The sequence below is a fragment of the Coprococcus sp. OM06-34AC genome (assembly GCF_003462545.1).
GTDB lineage: Bacteria > Bacillota > Clostridia > Lachnospirales > Lachnospiraceae > Coprococcus > Coprococcus aceti.
In genome coordinates, this window is sequence record NZ_QTZF01000006.1 from 42,709 (window position 1) to 60,130 (window position 17,422).

A 17,422-nucleotide genomic window follows, 5' to 3' on the forward strand; every position below is an offset into this window, starting at 1 on the left:
ACCTTTTTCGTTGTATATAGTGTAAACGATAGATATAAAATCCACAGGAAGAAACTATAAATACTTTCTAAATAGACCGTAAAATATTCAGAAATTCATGGCAATTAAGAGAGTTCCAGCAGTGATGCATACCACGCCAACAGCCGCTTTCTTGGTCAGCTTTTCATGGAACACGATTCCTGAAAATGCAATGGTGATGAGCATGCTCAGCTTGTCTATCGGTACTACCACGCTTGCCGGTCCGTCCTGAAGTGCCCTGTAATAACACAGCCAGGATGCTCCCGTGGCTATTCCGGAGAGCGCAATAAACAGCAGCTCCTTCATCTCTATGCCATTTATCTCATGCTGTTTTCCTGACACAAACACCATAAGCCAAGCCATGACAAGAACCACCGTTGTCCTGATCGCCGTGCCCAGATTTGAGTTGATATCCGATATCCCTACCTTGCCGAGTATCGCTGTCAGACTGGCAAAAACAGCTGAGAGCACGGCGTACAACAGCCAGCTGCCATGCAAAAGTCCCATTCCCCGCTGTTTCTGTGCCACACTGCCACCGTCTGTTGACATATGTTCGACATCTTTCCCTGACAGCTCCTGATCATCTGCAGTTTTCTTTTTGGTGATCATAAGCATAGTGCCCACACCTATCATAACTATTGAGATACCCTTAACCCAGGTGATCCCCTCATGTAGGAATATAAGGGCAAGCAGAATCGTGAGCACGGTGCTTGATTTGTCTATGGGAACGACCTTGTTGATATCCCCTTTCTGCAGCGCCCTGAAATAACACAGCCAGGATGCGCCGGTTGCAAGGCCGGAGAGGACCAGAAAAAGCAAAGTCTTGCCGCTGATATATGTGTCTGCAGTCCAGGCTCCTGTGACAAGAACCATCAGCCAAGCAAACAGCAGAACCACAACTGTCCTTATGGCCGTCGCCACATCAGAATCCGTCTTTCTTATACCGCATTTTGCAAGTATCGCCGTGATTCCCGCAAAGAACGAAGAACCAGCAGCAAATAATATCCACATTTTACGCGCCTCCCATTTATATGTGACCGTAAGACACACTTACATTTATCATTTTGTATCATCTTTATAGCTAACAGGAAAATGATTAGAAAAAATTTTGATCTTTGATTAAGGTTGCGGGCGTAACAGTTACTGCAAAGTGATTTATTCTACAATGGCGGCGTCCGTCAGTCTGGAATAGTGAGCAGTATATTTCCGTAAAAACAGCAAAGCCGCCCGGTTTCGGACGGCAAATTGGCACAGGCTGTGTTTTATACTCCCCAAAGCAAAGCCAAGCACTTTTCTATTGCATATAAGTTCAAATCCTTGTTTTCTCGCTTTTCTCAGTCTACCCGCAGCATACGGTAACCGACGCCGATATGCGTCTGAATGTATTGCGGACTGTCCTTTTGCGACTCCAGCTTTTTGCGCAGGGTCGCCATAAACACCCGCAGAGAAGCAATATCTTTTTCCCAGCTGCTGCCCCAAATCTGCTGCGTGATATAGGTGTGCGTCAGCACCTTTCCGACATTATGAGAGAGCAGACACAAAAGCTTGTATTCAATCGGGGTCAGGTGCAATTCCTCCCCATTTAGATAAGCACAGCCGGCAGCATAATCAATTTTAAGCTTGCCGTTTTGGAAAACGGGTGAGTCGGCGTCGCCGCTTGCCTGAAGCAGCAGCAGCCGTCTTTGCGTGACCCGAAGGCGTGCCAAAAGCTCCTCTATGGAAAAGGGCTTTGTCAGATAGTCGTCCGCCCCGGCATCCAGCGCCGTAATTTTGTCTTTATCCTCGCTGCGCGCACTGATCACAATAATGGGCATATTTGACCATGAGCGGATGCTTTCGATCACCTGTGTGCCGTCGATATCCGGCAACCCCAGATCCAGCAGAACGATATCCGGGTTATGGGAGGTCGCTTCTATAATAGCGCTGTGTCCGTTCTCCGCGGTCAGGTAGCGGTAATCGTGCGCCTTTAATGTTGTTACGATCAGATTGCGGACGGGACGGTCGTCCTCCACAACGAGAACAAGGGGTTTATTCATTCAGAGTCACCTCGCTGAGCGGTAAAGTAAAGGTAAATATGCAGCCGTGCGGTACGTTATCCGTAAGCGTCAGCGTTCCGCCGTGCAGCTCTACGATAGATTTACACAGGGTAAGCCCGATCCCGAAGCTTCTGCGGCTGTCTGCAACGGTATTTTTCCCGGTGTAAAACATCTCAAAAATATGCGGTTTCATATCGTCTGCAATTCCGTTTCCGTTATCGGCGACTCGGATTACGGCATCCCCGCCCTGTTTTTCGGCACTTACGCAGATCTCGGAGCCTTGTTCGGTATATTTCAAAGCATTATCAATAAGGTTGACAATGACCTGCACGATAAGCTGTGCGTCCATACGGGCAAGGATCAAATCGTCGCACCTTACCGTCACCTTGTGTCCGACGGATTTTTTCTTCAAGTGCGAAACGGCTTCGTTGACCACTTCGTCTACAAGCTGGTCGGTAAGCTCCAGCTTCAGGCGTCCGTCATTCAGCCGTGTAACATACAGCAGATTTTCCACCACGCCGATCAGCCATTCGGAATCGTCATAAATATCTTTATAGATCTGCTGCTTGGTTGCTTCGTCCAGGCAGTTTCCGTTATGCAAAAGCGTGTCCGCATTACCCGAAACGGAGCAAAGCGGCGTGCGCAGATCGTGTGAGATCGACCGCAAAAGGTCGGCGCGCAGCTGCTCGCTTTTTGCAAGATCTGCCGCCCGTTCCTTTTCGGCGGCGTTGTGAGCATTATCCATTGCCAGCGCACATTCGTTCACAACCGAAAGTACGATGCTGCTCTCAAATGAATCGGGCTTTTCGGGTTTCATCGGTATCCCGATTACACCGTATACTCTGCCGCCTGCACGGATCGCAAGATAAAGACATTCGGATTTTCCAAACTGTGCTGTCGCTGCTCCTGCACGGCAACCGTTTTGAAGCACCCATTCTGCGGTCTGCCGCTCTGCATCGCTTAGCAGCTTTTCAGCGTGTGTATCCTTTTTTTCGGCATACAGCCGCCCGGACAACATTCCGTTTTCGCCTTTCGTATAGGCAACAATGCTTCGGTCAAGCAGCCGCGAGAGCTGCATACAGGTCACGCTTAAAACATCATCGTTGCTTTTTGCTTTTTGCAGCAGACGATCAGTGTCGAACAGCACCTGCACACGGAACGCGGAGCGAGCCGAGAGCCTTGCATGATCTTTCAGCTTCGAGGCAAGCGTGCCGGTGAGAACGGAAGACGCCAGCATGACTGCAAAGGTAACGGGATAGCCTACGGCATATGTCTGAAAGGACAACCTGGGTTCGGTAAGGAAAAATCCGAACAATACAACACTTAGAAGTGAGCCTGCCATACTGCAAAGGTATCCTTTGGTCAAAACGGAGATCATCAGCACACCTAGGATGTATACCGTAACGATATTGGTATCGGGAAAGTCGAGATGGTCGAACAGAAACCCGATCGCCGTACATACGGCAAGCGCCAGGACGGTCACGGCAATATCCCGCAGCGACGGTATCTCTGCACTTAAGAACAGACGGCGTCTGTGCGGCTTTGTGTAGTTCAGTGCATCGGGAATAATATGAATGTCAACATCGGGGGCGGAGGAGATCAGCTTTTCAGTGAGAGTCGGTCTTCCGAACAGCCATCTGCGTCTGGCACTGCTTTGCCCGATCACAATTTTTGTGACATCGGAAAGCCTAACATATTCCGAGATCTGCAGCGGTACATCCTCGCCGTGCGTCATAACGATCTCAGCGCCGAGCCTTTGCGCGAGCTGTATGTTCTGGGAAAGTCGGGACTGATCCTCATCATTTATGACCGTATCCGTCTGCACATAGATGGCGGTAAATCTTGCATGAAGGGTCTTAGCCATCTTTGCGGCGGTGTGTATGATCCTTGCATTGGATGGCGAAGAGGATAGGCAGACAAGGATATGCTCGTCTGTATCGAATTTTGACTGTTCGTTTTGTACTTTCATCGGTTTCACCGCCATTTTTATTTTATTATTATACAGTAAAACTGTAAAAAAATCTACCGCAGTCTAAAAATCATTCTTCTGCCCATCGGAAAGAATAATATCGACATTTCCGTGCGTTTCACGAAAACGGCGGATCTCACATAATATTTCACTTTCGGACAACCCCTGCGGCAGCAGAATTTCGGAAGGCTCACGGGATTCGTTTTCCTTTAACAATGCTTTTCTGTTTTCTTCAAGAAATCGATCCAGCCTGCTCATAAGATAAAATCCGAAAGCAAATATGCCAAGCAGGCTGACGATCAGCAATAGTTCAGCCATCCTCACTCACCTCTGTTAAATGCGAAAACACTTTTGCAGTTCTTTGTAAGCACCGAGAACCAAAAGAGTGGTCTTGTTCGTAAGAACGGTTTCCGGTGAAACTGCCATATTGATTTTTCCGTTCTCCTTGGTCGCCATGATATTGATGCTGTATTTTCTGCGGATATCCAGCTCTCCGACGGTTTTTCCGATCCACCCCTCCGGAACCTCTACCTCAAAAATGGCATGAGCCTCATCGACCTCGATGTAATCCCGTATGTGATCGGCGGTGTACCGAATAGCAGCCCAATTTGCTACCTGTTTTTCTGGGTAAACGACCTCGTCCGCTCCGTTACGCAGAAGAAATTTCTCCTGCACATCACGCTCGGCACGGGATACAACTAATTTTGCGCCGAGTTCTTTCAGCAAAGAAGTGGTTTCCAGCGAATTTTGAAAATTTCCTCCTATGGTGACTATGCACACATCAAAGTTTCCGATTCCGAGCGACTTTAAAAATTCCGTGTTTGTGCTGTCACCTATCTGTGCGTTAGTAACGATCGGCAGAATTTTATTGACCCTTTCTTCGTTGCTGTCTACCGCCATCACCTCATGCCCGAGCTTATTCAGCTGCAAAGCGATATGCCTACCGAATCTGCCGAGACCTATCAACAATATGTTTTTCATAATATAGTAACTCCTTTATCCTACTGTGATATTTTCGAGCGGCAGCTTTGCACCGCTCTGATTTTTATTGGAGATCGCCGCGTAAATCAGGGTAAGTCCGCCGACTCTGCCGAGATACATCAAGACGATCAAAATAAGCTGAGAAAGAACACCGAGCTGCGGTGTGATCCCAAGGGTAAGCCCGACCGTTCCGACAGCGGACGCCGTTTCGTAAAGGCAGGTGCTAAGCGGCAGACCTTCTGCCGTGCTGATAACAATGCCGCCGACAAAAAACAGCAGGAAATACATTACGGCAACGGCTGCGGCGTTTTTCACTGCCGAACCGTCAATGCGCCTGCCGCAGACTTCGACATCGTCCTTTTTGCAACAGACGGAGAATGCACTCAGAATCAGAACGGCAAGCGTGGTCGTTTTCATACCGCCTGCCGTGGAGCCGGGCGATCCGCCGACGAGCATCAGCAGAATCATAATTGCCTTGGAGGAACCGGTCATAGCGGGAAGATCGGCGGTATTGAAACCGGCGGTTCTCGGTGTGACAGACTGAAAAAGCGACGCAAGAATCCTTTCGGCGAGCGGCAGCCCCGTAAAATCACAGAAGAAAAAGAATACTGCGGGAGCGATAATGAGGATTGCCGTTGTTACCAATATGACCTTACTTTGCATACGGTATTTTTTGAAATGCCACTTGTTTGTGTAAATATCATCCCAGGTCAAAAATCCAATACCGCCCACAATAATTAAAAGCATAATTGCAATGTTTATTGTAGGCTCTCCGATGTATCCCGTAAGAGACGGGTATTTGTTTTCTGCGGTGCCGAGTATGTCAAAGCCGGCGTTGCAAAAGGCGGAAATCGAATGAAATGCCGCCATCCAAATTCCCTTGATACCGAAGTTTCCACAAAATGTCGGCAGCATGACGATCATTCCGATAAGCTCGATCAAAAAAGTTCCCCGTACAATAAAGCGGGTCAGGCGGACGATCCCGCCGACCTTCGGGGCAGAGATGGCGTCCTGCATGGTACTGCGCTGCATCAGCGATATTTTTCTGCCGGACAGCATGGCGAAAAATGCCGCAACTGTCACAACACCGAGCCCGCCTATCTGGATCATCAGCAGTATTACCGTCTGCCCGAAAGCGGACCAATAACTGCCCGTATCCTGCACGACCAGCCCCGTAACGCAAACGGCCGAGGTCGATGTGAACAGCGCCTCGTGAAACGGCGTAACAACTCCGGCAGTCGATGAAAACGGCAGCATCAATATCAGTGCTCCGAGCAGAATAACCCCGGCAAAGCCCAAAACGATCAGCTTAAAGGATGACAGTCGCTTTTTTCTATGTGTAATTTCAGACATATATACTTCTCCTATTTTTGTTTGTTTACAAAGAGTATATCATGAAATATAAAAAAACGGTGTAATGATCCGGTGTGCTGTATTAAGATTGCATTAAGGCTCTCGGCTTTGACAAAGACACCGCCGAAGGAGCCATATCAATTCTGACAGAACTCGGCATCATATCATGATCAGACATTTGAATAAAATATCCCCATATAATTTCTGGGAATAAATAATTTCAGAATTATATGGGGCATTTTATGTCTGTTCTATATTTCTACTACTAAATTATTCATATAAACATATCTATCATAGATAATCATATACTTTACAACAATCCCTTAACGTCCTCTGCGATCATCTCCGCATCAAGACGATTATCCTTAAGAACCTCTTCGACATCGTACCTGTCAAGGAATTCCTTCTTAAGACCATAATTCAGTACCTTCATATCCGAATCACCATAGAATCTTGCAATCTTCTCGCCGAATCCGCCGTCCAGTATACCATCCTCGATGGTGACGACAACCGAGTGATCTGCCTTGAGGCTTTCGAGAAGCTCCTCGTCAAGCCCTGTGATATAGTAAGGATTGATGACAGTGGCATCTATTCCAAGCTCACTCTTCATCTCGTCTGCTGCAGCATTTGCCAGACTGTAGAAGGTTCCAAGGCCGAGTAGGGCAACCTTGCTTCCCTTCTGTGTCACCTCATACTTATTCAGATCTCCAAAGTTCTTCGTCACAGGGCTTCCACTTACCATTGCACCGCCTGGAAGCTTGATGGCCACCGGATGCTCATTCTGCTCTATGCTCCAATCAAGCATGGCAATATACTCTTCCTTTGTTGTCGGAGCAAGATATACAAGATTCGGGATATTTGAAAGCATCGGGATATCCTGAAAGCCCAGATGTGTCACATCATTCATTCCATATACAGACCCTGCAAATGTCACTATAGTGGCTGCATTGTTGTTGATACAGAGATCCTGAGATATCTGGTCAAATGTTCTCTGCACAAATGAGCTGTACACACCGAACACTGGCTTTCCGCCGCCTGCTGCAATTCCTGATGCAAGAGCCACCGCTGTCTCCTCTGCGATTCCCACGTCGACAAACTGCTTTCCGGCCTCACGTCTCTTATCCTCTGTAAATCCTATAACTGTCGGTGTTCCCGCTGTGATGGCAACGACCTTTGGATCCTTCTTCATCTTGTCAAGCAGGTAATCACAGGACACGCTTGAGTAGTCCTCCTCGTCACCTTCAAATAACGATCTTCCTGTCTCTATGTCAAACGGTCCGCTGTAGTGCCACTGCTCCTTGTGCTCCTCGGCTGGTGCATAACCCTTTCCCTTGAGGGTTCTGATGTGGACCACAACAGGCTTCTTTGAATCTTTTACCTTCTGGAATGTGTCTATGAGGGCTGCCACATCATTGCCTTCGTGCACGTAATAATAATCAAGTCCCATGGCGCGGAACAGATTGCACTCTGCTGTTCCCTTAGTATCTCTGAGTAATTTGAGATTTGTATAGAGTCCTCCGTGGTTCTCAGCTATGGACATATCGTTGTCATTTACAACTATGATGAGGTTGCCATCCAGTTCTTTAGCGTAGTCCAAGCCTTCAAGGGCCTCTCCTCCTGACAGGGAGCCATCACCTATCACCGCTATCACATTTCCCTCTGCGCCCTGAAGGTCCCTTGCCTTTGCAAGACCTGCAGCCAGACTGATGGATGTTGAGGTATGTCCAACCGTGAAGAAATCGTGCTCGCTCTCATGCGGGTTGCTGTAACCAGTCACATCATCATAGTGCTCCTCATAGAGGTATGCATCCTTTCTTCCAGTAAGCATCTTGTGCGGATAGCTCTGGTGTGACACGTCATACACAATCTTATCCTTAGGTGACTCAAATACATAGTGAAGTGCTATGGTTGCCTCAACCATACCAAAGTTCGGTCCAAAATGTCCGCCGTGCTTGCTGGCTCTGATGAGAAGTGCATGTCTCATCTCGTCTGCAAGTGTTCCCATCTCGTCTACTGTCAGTTTCTTTACATCCTGTGGTCCGTTGATATCTTCAATATACATTTTTTCTTTATCCTCCTGTTTTTACATAGTGCATTCGCCATCGGTAATTTTCCCGTCCCATACAAGCTTGCCGGTCTTCACGGCCTCCTCATATTTGGATATCTTGTAATGTAATCTATCCATGGTGGCTTCAATCTGTTTTCTCTGCTCCTCAAGTTTCTCATACTGCTCCTTAAGGAGATCCAGCCTCGCGCCAAATGTAGCATCTCCCATCTGGAACAGTTTTACATATTCAATAAGCGCCTCTATCGGAACACCAGCATTTCTCATGCATACAGTGTGTTCAACCCAATCGACATCCTTTTCCTGATAATCTCTGTTGCCACTGGCATTTCTCGCTACAGGAGGGATAAGCCCGACCCTCTCGTAATACCTGAGCGTATCAGCGGTGATATCAAACTTTTCACTTACCTCTTTGATAGTCATATTGCCACCTCTTTCCTAATTTCAAGAAAACCTTTCTATTTATAGCTATATGCACTCACACAATACCTATATGTTACATTGAATATATCACTTGGAGCTCACTCCAAGTCAACCCCCAATTTTCACCCCTTATGGGGACGGAGGTGCCTGACCCCATACAGGATATAAAAGAGGCGGGCAACGTAGTTACCGCTGTCCGCCTTTATATACATGAATATGTAAATTTTTATGCTACGCACTGATTCCAACTGTCGAGCAGATGTTTACTGCAATGATATCATCCACTGTTACACCAAAGATGGCGGCCAGAATGATCAGGTTATCTACGGTTGGCATAGCCATACCCTTCTGCCACTTGTATATCGCATTTGGAGTGGCAAATCCAAATATATCCTGCAGATCCTTTACAGAAAAACCTGCATTCTGTCTAAGCTTCACAATATTTCTGCCTGTTCCTGTCATGTCAATTGTTGGTACATTACACATAATACTTCCCTCCCAAAATTCTCATCTCATCTGCATTGCTACAATTGTGACAGATTTCTTCTTCACAAAGACGAGTTAAAAAACACGCAAAAAACGCCCATCCACATGAATACTTCTATAATACTCACATGGATGGACGCTTTTTCGTACATCATGATTCCAATCTATAAATGCTGATAGATCTGGCTGATCTCAGTCTATCGAAACCTATCTGATCTGTTATGTATTTGCTCAGATCATTCAGGTCAGCATATTTGTATGATCATGTTCCGTACGCTCTCGCCCTGTACCATATGAGTACATATGTTCACGCAGCTTATCATCTGTATGTAAAGTATTCCCTGCCACATCACTATTAAACTCTCGGGTTATGTATTTAGCGAAAACTATACTTAACATGATTCTTTCCTTTCCTGACTACCCTTCCGGGTTCCTTTTCCTAAGTCATTTTTTATTGGTGTGTCCTGATTTTCTTCTTTTATTTGACCACCTAAACTGTACTCTACCACAAATATAATTATTTGTCATTACACCGCTGGTATAAAATTATTTTATCCCCGGCTGCTTCAAGCTCCCTCTCTATCCAGGTCATGATAACATCCACCAGATACTCCTGCTGTCTTGGACCAAGCTCCACTCCCGGGGCAAATGTATGCCACTTACGTATGCATTCCCGGCAGCATGTAGCCGTCGCATGCTGTGCCACAAATACCGGATGTCCCCGCATGGGAGTCTGCTTTCCGTCATTTGGTATGAATGCCGGAGCTTCCCTCTGCGCTATGAAATCCCGTGCATGCTGTCTTATGGTATCCAGCCCCTTTTCATGTATATAGTCGATATCTTTCTGTGTCAAATGAAATCCACTGCGAAATTTCGACCTTCCCAGACGCTCAAAAAGCTGGGCGTACCATTCTTCCTTTGTCAACCCTATCATCTCCATTTATAAGTGTCATCGTATTTCCTCCGTATGAAAACTGATTATAAAAGCTGATTAAGCCTCTGTGTCTAATATATATCTAATCCGTACATTTTCCAAGTTCATTGTTCACTGTCTCACGAATCTAATATAAAAACCTCTCATATAAAAATTTGTTGAAAAAAGTCCATAAAAAAACTCTTGCTACTCGTATATATATTGAGAGTTGACGATATACCAGTTACAATAAATCATCGGGACGATACGATGGGCTTTACAATAAGGAGGTTTCAACTATGAAAAAACGAATGACAGCATTACTACTCAGCGCCTGTATATGCGCAGGTCTTGCCGGCTGCGGCACAAATACACCGGGAAATAATCCTGGTCACACAAAAACTGATTCGTCGGTCACTTCACTCACTGACAACATCTCTGTGACTCCGGTCAAAACGGATATAACATCATTTGACCAGCTAAAGAACGGAATCAATGAATTCTCTATGAATATGTATTCTGCACTTCCAGCTGACAAGAACATATTTTACTCGCCTTACAGCATTGCAAGTGCACTGTCCATGCTGGATGTAGGTGCCGGCGGTACAACAAAAAATGAGCTAGAAAACGCTCTCGGCATAACAGACCTTGATGAGTGGAACGATGAGATGAAGGCATATCTGTCAAAAGACTGGTCTCAGAATACATTTGTCAACACAGCAAATTCAGTATGGATGAACAAGGGAACGACTTGGGCGGCCAATATAAATTCCGACTTTCTTACACCTGCCAAGGATTATTACTCCGGTGAAATCTACGAGGCCGACTTCGATGGTCAGGCAGACAAGGTTGTTCAAAATGTCAACAACTGGGTGAGTGACAACACCAACAAGATGATCCCTGAAATCTTAAAGGAGATTCCTGGTGGAACCGTGATGATGCTCATAAACGCAGTTTATTTCGAAGGAAAATGGGATACTCCTTTTACCGAGGATAAAACTTTTCAGAGCAGTTTCTACGGAACCGATAAGGAAAGCGTTGTTGATATGATGCATCTCTACGGTGAGCACTTCGCATACATGGACAACGGCGAGATCAAGGGAATCACACTTCCATACGACGGCGACAATGTTGTCATGAAGGTGTTCATGCCAACCGCCGATGACGGAGACATAAATGAACTCTTTGACAAACTAAGCAACGAAGAAAAACAGAAACTCATCGACTCTCTGGATGATGCCAGCAACGTAGAGATCAATACCCTCCAGCTCCCAAAATTCACAGATGAGCAGAGTATCGACGGTCTTGACGACATTCTGAAAAACATGGGAATCCAGTCGGCATATTTGGAGAGTGCTGACTTCTCCAAGATCGCCGATGGCATAGCCGTTTCATCAGTCAACCACAAAGCAAAGGTGATCGTGGACGAGAACGGAACCAAGGCCGCAGCAGAGACAGACATCATGATCAAGGAAACAGCAATGATGCCAAGTGAGGAAACATATAACTTTATTGTGGACAAGCCATTTGTGTATGTGATTGAAGATCAGAGCACTGGCATGATCCTGTTCATGGGCAGGGTGAATTCGCTGTAATTTTTGATTATCGACACATACCAGAACTTGCTTCAGCAGCTTTTACTCGCAAAGGAATGGAACATTTTCACTTTTCTTTGCGAATATCAAAAAAGCACACAAGATCTCAAAATCTTGTGTGCTTTTTTCTATAGGCCCACTATTCCGACTTTCTCTCTGAATTCTCATTGGATTCTGTCGTGTCACCTGTTTCTCTGAGATTCTTCTCTCTTATATACTGAATAGCCTCTTTTACGGCTGCTTCCTCCTCATCCTTTGCTATCTTTCTTGCATAGGATACAGTCTTTACTAGGTTGGCTATGAGTATAATGGCAAGCGGAACAAGAATTATGGGTACAAATATAAGTGGGTTAGACACAAGCCTCACTATCTTGCCAAGTATGAGTGACGACCACACCACCCTGCCAAGCAGGTCTCTTGAGTCCACATCATAACGGTCCACCACATTATTGGCGTCGCCCTTTGTAATATACCTATAATTATTACCATCCGTCTCTATCGAGACAACTCTATGTGTATTTACCGCACCAGAAAGAGCCGGATCCGATGAATAAAATGATATGACATCATTCTCATGTATGGATGCCGGGGCTGTCTGCTTAACAATTGCCTGGTCTCCCCCATTTTTCAAATAATACAATATTGTATATCATAATGACGTATTATTATATGGGAAAATGTCAAGTATTCATGTATTAGTAATCTGTTTTTGTGCATATTGCAATATTGCATATGTGCACTATGTTCTACATTCTATCGTCTTGTGAAAATATCGGACCTACTGAGCGGTTGTCACACGGCACCAGTCAAGTACAGCCGAGTAAGAAGCCATCACACTCTCATGCATCTTGCAGATCATATCCACATCAAGTTCTTTAACCGCATTCTCCAGCTCCTGCGCCTCATCGCCCAGCTCCATGGCTCCGATCGTTCTGGATGTACTTTTTACCGTATGTATCAATATCCTGTAGCCGTCCCAATCTTTTTCATCATAAGCCTTCTGTATCTCTGCGCGCTTGTCGTCAGCTGCATACATTGATATGATTTCTTTCAAAAAGTCTTCACTGCCCCCGCAGTATGTAAGACCTTTCTCGTGGTCAATGTGAACTTCTTTACAAGATATGTCTAAATCCTGTTTTGAAAACCCATCTCGAGTCATATTTTCACATTTTTCTACCGCGCAAGTCTCTTCCGTAGCTTTATTCTGTTTTCCCATAACATCTGTTTTTTCGTCTACGGTTCCGGCACCCATTGTTGGGCTTTCCCGATCTTCATCACATACCGTCGGATCCACCAGCTTATCCTCAGGTATATATCTCATCAGGATATCTTCCAGCACCTCCGGCTGCACCGGCTTGCTGATATAATCCTTAAATCCTTCCGCCAGATACATCTCTCTTGCACCCATGACAGCATTTGCAGTCATGACTATATATGTACTCCTGCCACACAGGCTGTCGCGCATGAGCATAGCACGGTGAAATGTCTCCATGCCATCCATCTCAGGCATCATGTGATCCATAAGGATGATATCATACCTGTACTTTTTTATAAGCTCCAGACACTCGGCACCGCTGGCACAGGTCGAAACCTTCATACGTGTAGGCTTAAGCATCATCTTGATAACTTTCAGATTCATGACATTGTCATCCACAACAAGAACACTGACATCCGGGGCACACAATTTGCTCTTATACGTCTTTCTCTCCTTCATATACTGTCTGTGCCTGTCCTTAAAATCGCCTATTCTCTCATCGGACAGACGTTCCTGGCTGATTTTTACCACAAATGTAGTCCCATGTCCATACTTACTGTGGCAGGTTATACTTCCACCCATCATTTCCACAAGGTGATATGTGATGGCCAGTCCAAGTCCTGTCCCCTCTATAGATCGGTTATTCGACAGATCAAGCCGCTCAAAATCTTTAAAAAGTCTCTCCTGATCTTCCTCTTTTATTCCGATTCCAGTATCACGAACAGCCATGACCAGTTCCACATTATGGGGATCTGCACCATGATCCTCCATATGGACGGTCACTCTGATCGAACCTTTCTTCGTATACTTCACAGCATTTCCAATAAGATTTATCAGGATCCGGCATATTCTGGCGGAATCGCCTTTCAGATCATTGTACAAAATCTCCTGAACCTCGGCATCAAGCTCCAGATTCTTCTGTCTTGCTCTGGACTCCATAACAGACAACACATTGCTGAGCAGCTGGCTGAAATGATATTCCTCATTGACTATCTCCATCCTGCCCGATTCTATCTTGGAGAAATCCAGCACATCCCTCACCAGATCTACCAGGATATCACTTGAGCTCTGTATATCCCTGGCACATTTCATGGTTTGTTCCTCGTGTGTCTCTCTCATTATTATCTCATTCATCCCCACTATGGTATTTAGCGGAGTCCTGATCTCATGGGACATATGCGCAAGGAACTCGGATTTGGCATGGTTCGCCACATCAGCATCATTCTTCGCCCTGGTAAGCTCCTCATTTATCTGCTCTATCTCCTCTAGTTTACACTTGTATACGGCATTCTGGAATCTCACTATGGATCCGATAACTATGCCGAATATTATAAGGCTCTGGAGCATGTCTACATACACACTTCTCTCATTTGCCAATGGGATCACCAGTTCTGGGTATTTATACGAGACTATGTAACATGCAACCACCATTATGATCTGGACAGCCAGCATGACATAGCAAAACATGCCATCTATCAGAAGGAATGAGAATATCATGCCTAAGCCAAACCAGAAACCCATACCGCTGTACGCTCCGCCCGAGGTGAAGAACATCATCGGAAATGCCATCAAAGTTATAACAAAAACGATCACTATAGCACTCTGTCTCACCATCTTTTTTGCATTTGCAAGGTAAATGCATATGCCGAGCACAGCCAACGCGGTCAATATGGCAACATCTTGTATAAGTGGAGTTTTGATGATCAGGCTCGCTATAAAGCTGATGATTCCGCCAACGGTGCCTCCACCTGTAATTATATTAAAGAGGAGAAGCTGCATATCCGTATCATTGTTGAGCATCTTCTTCCAAGGTACAGCCTTTGAACTTTTTTTATCTGATTTCTCATTTACTATCTTCCCCAAAGTGTCCCCCCATCTGTATTTAACCGATAACTCCGTACAAGGTCTCAAGGAAAACTATTGGAAGGAACGGCTTCGTAATATAATCCTCAACCCCCATCTGTCTCGCTCTCTCTATCAGCTTATAATCCTTATAAGCTGTTACGAATATGACCGGTACGTCTGTGATCTTTCGTATCTCTTCCAGCGTCTGGAATCCATCCATGTCTGGCATCTCGATATCGAGCAATACTAGGTCTATCTGCTGATTTCCCACTATGTCTATGGCCTGCTTTCCGCTCTCAGCCGCAATGACCTTGTAGAGAGGCTCGTTTTTGCAGATATTCTCTATAAGTCTGATATTTATCTTCTCGTCATCTACAACAAGGATATTGCTGACCATCTTCTCGACCTGTCTCATGTTGTAGTCTTCATCCTCATCAATCATACTGAGCATGACTTCTGCAATGTCCGGATCAAACTGACTGCCCTTGCCCTTCTCCATCTCATCGCGCACTATCTTCTGTGGCAGGGCGTATCTGTAGCTTCGGTTGGATGTCATGGCATCATAGCTGTCCGCCACCGCTATGATCCTTGCACACCTCGGTATATTTTCTCCCTTCAGCCCACTTGGATATCCTGTTCCATCGTACCTCTCGTGGTGATACTTTGCGCCCACCGCCAGTTCCGGAAATGCATTTATATTCTTGAGAATATGGTATCCATTTACACAATGAAGCTTTATCATGGAGAATTCTTCATCCGTAAGTCTTCCCGGCTTGTTGATTATGTTGTCCGGAATACGTATCTTGCCCATATCATGAAGCAGTGCTATCTGATATATCTCGTCCTGCTCCCTGATTGTTCCGCCCATCCGCTTCACCAGCTCACGGCTGTATCTGGCAACACGCACGGAGTGGCCTTTTGTGTATTTGTCCTTTGCATCTATCGTCTTGGCAAATGCCTGCATGACCATATTATTCAGGTCTGTGAGTTCGTTATTTGTCTCATCGAGCTGGCTCATGATTGCATCCGTACTATTCTTGGATCTGGTACAGAAGAACACTATAATTATATATAAAACTATTCCAACGCCTATATCGTAGCCTATCAGGTTTCTTATTCCGTGGTACAGCTTCTCATTTGTGATGACCATGACCACATACCACTCATCAACTATGGAACAGCTGAAAACCGTCACCTTCTTGTCATCAACAACCGCTTGAAATGGTTCGCCGTCATTGTCCGTTATGCCCTTCATGAGTGCAGACATTTCACCCTGAGTATAGTCCTGTCCTACATCTTTCTTGTCTGAATGGGTTATCACCAAGCCTGACTTGTCGCAGACGAATGCATATCCCTGACCATTTAATTTGATATTTTCCGTCTCAGCCTGTATTTGATCCAGAGTTACATCCAGAGATATTACGCTCACACCATCATAGAGTAACTGGCTGACTGACATCAGAATATCACCTGTCTGCGCATCGATGTACGGCTGGCCCAGGGTTGGCTGGCCGTCTGCCGCCACTGCTGCCTTGTACCATGCCCGCTCCTGAGGAACATAATCATCGTCGGGAACCCAGCCTATACCATCCAGGTATTCGCCGTTTATAAAGCCATATACGCCTGTGAATGCAGCATCTATATCCTGGAGATAATAATCTGATTCATTCGTGAGAAAGTTCAGTATATCCTGCTCCGGCCTGCCTTCTCTCATCATATGCTCCACAGTGATCTTCGTAACTTCCACCGCATCCACGGCTCGATTCAGATACGAATTCATATATTCCTGCTCCTGCTTAACAGTCTCTGCCGCCAAAGCCAGAGTATCATTCACTGACTTCTTATAAAATGTCATGATCGTACACAACGACAGTACCACAATTGCCACAAAACTCACTATCAGCGTCAGTATATACTGCCTCTTGCTTGCATTCTTCATACCGAATCCCCCATCTCACGTACATTATTCCGGTCCCAGATCAGCTCAAGTTTATACTTACATATAAATATAATTGTAACACACTACCACCATTAATCAAATATTTAATGGGGACGGAGGTCCGTCCCCAGAGATAAATGACACCCGTTAGAGCGCGCCCATGGCGCGCAAACAAAAACAACCTCCTGGCGGTTTCCCACCAGAAGGTCGTCAATCCCTACCCCGAATAGGCAGGCCATTGCATACATGTTGTCAAATGTAGGAAGGCATTCGCCCCTCTGCCACTTGTAGATCGATACAGGTTCATTGAACCCGAGAAATGCCTGCAATGCTTTTACGGTGATTCCTTTCTGCTCTCTCACTTCTTTGATCCTCTTGCCTGTTGCACAAAGGTCGATCATTGGAAAATTGTTCTGTGTCATAAATGATACCTCCCATTGTAAATGCTATAAACTATCTGACTACCAATATCTCCAATAGTCTTATAACTGGGTCAATATCCCGAACACTAATAATAAAATATGTCAGAAGGAATCTACAGATA

The 17,422-nt window shown here is 45.6% G+C and carries 15 protein-coding genes; 1 reads left to right on the forward strand and 14 read right to left on the reverse strand.

All coding sequences use genetic code 11. The annotated features are described in order from the left end of the window. Positions 1 to 87 precede the first annotated feature (87 nt). The 10 genes from DXB91_RS10585 to DXB91_RS10630 all read right to left on the reverse strand — a co-directional run bounded on the left by DXB91_RS10585 (position 88) and on the right by DXB91_RS10630 (position 10,256). Positions 88 to 1,029: an EamA family transporter gene (locus tag DXB91_RS10585; RefSeq protein ID WP_055147804.1), complete on the reverse strand. Its 942-nt coding sequence runs from the start codon at positions 1,027 to 1,029 to the stop codon at positions 88 to 90. A gap of 323 nt (positions 1,030 to 1,352) precedes the next feature. Next, on the reverse strand, positions 1,353 to 2,054 hold the full coding sequence (locus DXB91_RS10590; RefSeq protein WP_015534217.1) for a response regulator: 702 nt from the start codon (positions 2,052 to 2,054) through the stop codon (positions 1,353 to 1,355). Then, complete coding sequence (locus DXB91_RS10595; RefSeq protein WP_118017930.1) at positions 2,047 to 4,023, reverse strand: ATP-binding protein; 1,977 nt, start codon at positions 4,021 to 4,023, stop codon at positions 2,047 to 2,049. Before DXB91_RS10595 ends, DXB91_RS10590 begins: the two co-directional genes overlap by 8 nt. Positions 4,024 to 4,086: 63 nt before the next feature. Beyond that, positions 4,087 to 4,341, reverse strand: coding sequence for a hypothetical protein (locus DXB91_RS10600; protein WP_015534219.1), 255 nt, complete (start codon positions 4,339 to 4,341; stop codon positions 4,087 to 4,089). Positions 4,342 to 4,356: 15 nt separating this feature from the next. Then, positions 4,357 to 5,004 (reverse strand): potassium channel family protein, encoded by a 648-nt coding sequence (locus DXB91_RS10605; RefSeq protein ID WP_015534220.1) that lies wholly within the window; start codon positions 5,002 to 5,004, stop codon positions 4,357 to 4,359. A gap of 15 nt (positions 5,005 to 5,019) precedes the next feature. Then, positions 5,020 to 6,357: a TrkH family potassium uptake protein gene (locus tag DXB91_RS10610; RefSeq protein WP_055224440.1), complete on the reverse strand. Its 1,338-nt coding sequence runs from the start codon at positions 6,355 to 6,357 to the stop codon at positions 5,020 to 5,022. Positions 6,358 to 6,667: 310 nt separating this feature from the next. After that, positions 6,668 to 8,419, reverse strand: coding sequence for a 1-deoxy-D-xylulose-5-phosphate synthase (locus DXB91_RS10615; protein WP_118017932.1), 1,752 nt, complete (start codon positions 8,417 to 8,419; stop codon positions 6,668 to 6,670). 21 nt (positions 8,420 to 8,440) lie between these two features. Next, entirely contained in the window at positions 8,441 to 8,845 is a 405-nt protein-coding gene (locus DXB91_RS10620; RefSeq protein ID WP_004850681.1) for a MerR family transcriptional regulator, read from the reverse strand. 231 nt (positions 8,846 to 9,076) lie between these two features. Next, positions 9,077 to 9,331, reverse strand: coding sequence for a helix-turn-helix domain-containing protein (locus DXB91_RS10625; protein WP_015534224.1), 255 nt, complete (start codon positions 9,329 to 9,331; stop codon positions 9,077 to 9,079). A 517-nt stretch (positions 9,332 to 9,848) separates the two neighbouring features. Continuing rightward, positions 9,849 to 10,256 (reverse strand): DUF4186 domain-containing protein, encoded by a 408-nt coding sequence (locus DXB91_RS10630; protein ID WP_118018061.1) that lies wholly within the window; start codon positions 10,254 to 10,256, stop codon positions 9,849 to 9,851. Between the two features lie 287 nt (positions 10,257 to 10,543). Here DXB91_RS10630 and DXB91_RS10635 point away from each other — a divergent pair, with 287 nt between their 5' ends. After that, on the forward strand, positions 10,544 to 11,839 hold the full coding sequence (locus DXB91_RS10635; RefSeq protein ID WP_118017934.1) for a serpin family protein: 1,296 nt from the start codon (positions 10,544 to 10,546) through the stop codon (positions 11,837 to 11,839). A 139-nt stretch (positions 11,840 to 11,978) separates the two neighbouring features. On the opposite strand, the gene DXB91_RS10640 is transcribed toward DXB91_RS10635, so the two are convergent. The 4 genes from DXB91_RS10640 to DXB91_RS10655 form a co-directional block, all read right to left on the reverse strand. Further along, the gene (locus DXB91_RS10640) at positions 11,979 to 12,479 is read right to left on the reverse strand and encodes a signal peptidase I (protein WP_118017936.1); all 501 of its coding nucleotides are present in this window, start codon (positions 12,477 to 12,479) and stop codon (positions 11,979 to 11,981) included. A 138-nt stretch (positions 12,480 to 12,617) separates the two neighbouring features. After that, positions 12,618 to 14,957, reverse strand: a complete 2,340-nt coding sequence (locus DXB91_RS10645) for an ATP-binding protein (RefSeq protein ID WP_055224450.1) — start codon at positions 14,955 to 14,957, stop codon at positions 12,618 to 12,620. 19 nt (positions 14,958 to 14,976) lie between these two features. Next, the gene (locus DXB91_RS10650; RefSeq protein WP_055280318.1) at positions 14,977 to 16,878 is read right to left on the reverse strand and encodes an HD domain-containing phosphohydrolase; all 1,902 of its coding nucleotides are present in this window, start codon (positions 16,876 to 16,878) and stop codon (positions 14,977 to 14,979) included. A gap of 104 nt (positions 16,879 to 16,982) precedes the next feature. Next, positions 16,983 to 17,300 (reverse strand): helix-turn-helix domain-containing protein, encoded by a 318-nt coding sequence (locus tag DXB91_RS10655; RefSeq protein ID WP_070097475.1) that lies wholly within the window; start codon positions 17,298 to 17,300, stop codon positions 16,983 to 16,985. Positions 17,301 to 17,422: the final 122 nt, after the last annotated feature.

Excerpts from the sequence above, each read along its gene's own strand:
- DXB91_RS10585 (WP_055147804.1), bottom strand. The coding sequence starts at position 1,029 with ATGTGGATATTATTTGCTGCTGGTTCTTCGTTCTTTGCGGGAATCACG.
- DXB91_RS10590 (WP_015534217.1), bottom strand. The coding sequence starts at position 2,054 with ATGAATAAACCCCTTGTTCTCGTTGTGGAGGACGACCGTCCCGTCCGC.
- DXB91_RS10595 (WP_118017930.1), bottom strand. The coding sequence starts at position 4,023 with ATGAAAGTACAAAACGAACAGTCAAAATTCGATACAGACGAGCATATC.
- DXB91_RS10600 (WP_015534219.1), bottom strand. The coding sequence starts at position 4,341 with ATGGCTGAACTATTGCTGATCGTCAGCCTGCTTGGCATATTTGCTTTC.
- DXB91_RS10605 (WP_015534220.1), bottom strand. The coding sequence starts at position 5,004 with ATGAAAAACATATTGTTGATAGGTCTCGGCAGATTCGGTAGGCATATC.
- DXB91_RS10610 (WP_055224440.1), bottom strand. The coding sequence starts at position 6,357 with ATGTCTGAAATTACACATAGAAAAAAGCGACTGTCATCCTTTAAGCTG.
- DXB91_RS10615 (WP_118017932.1), bottom strand. The coding sequence starts at position 8,419 with ATGTATATTGAAGATATCAACGGACCACAGGATGTAAAGAAACTGACA.
- DXB91_RS10620 (WP_004850681.1), bottom strand. The coding sequence starts at position 8,845 with ATGACTATCAAAGAGGTAAGTGAAAAGTTTGATATCACCGCTGATACG.
- DXB91_RS10625 (WP_015534224.1), bottom strand. The coding sequence starts at position 9,331 with ATGTGTAATGTACCAACAATTGACATGACAGGAACAGGCAGAAATATT.
- DXB91_RS10635 (WP_118017934.1), top strand. The coding sequence starts at position 10,544 with ATGAAAAAACGAATGACAGCATTACTACTCAGCGCCTGTATATGCGCA.
- DXB91_RS10650 (WP_055280318.1), bottom strand. The coding sequence starts at position 16,878 with ATGAAGAATGCAAGCAAGAGGCAGTATATACTGACGCTGATAGTGAGT.
- DXB91_RS10655 (WP_070097475.1), bottom strand. The coding sequence starts at position 17,300 with ATGACACAGAACAATTTTCCAATGATCGACCTTTGTGCAACAGGCAAG.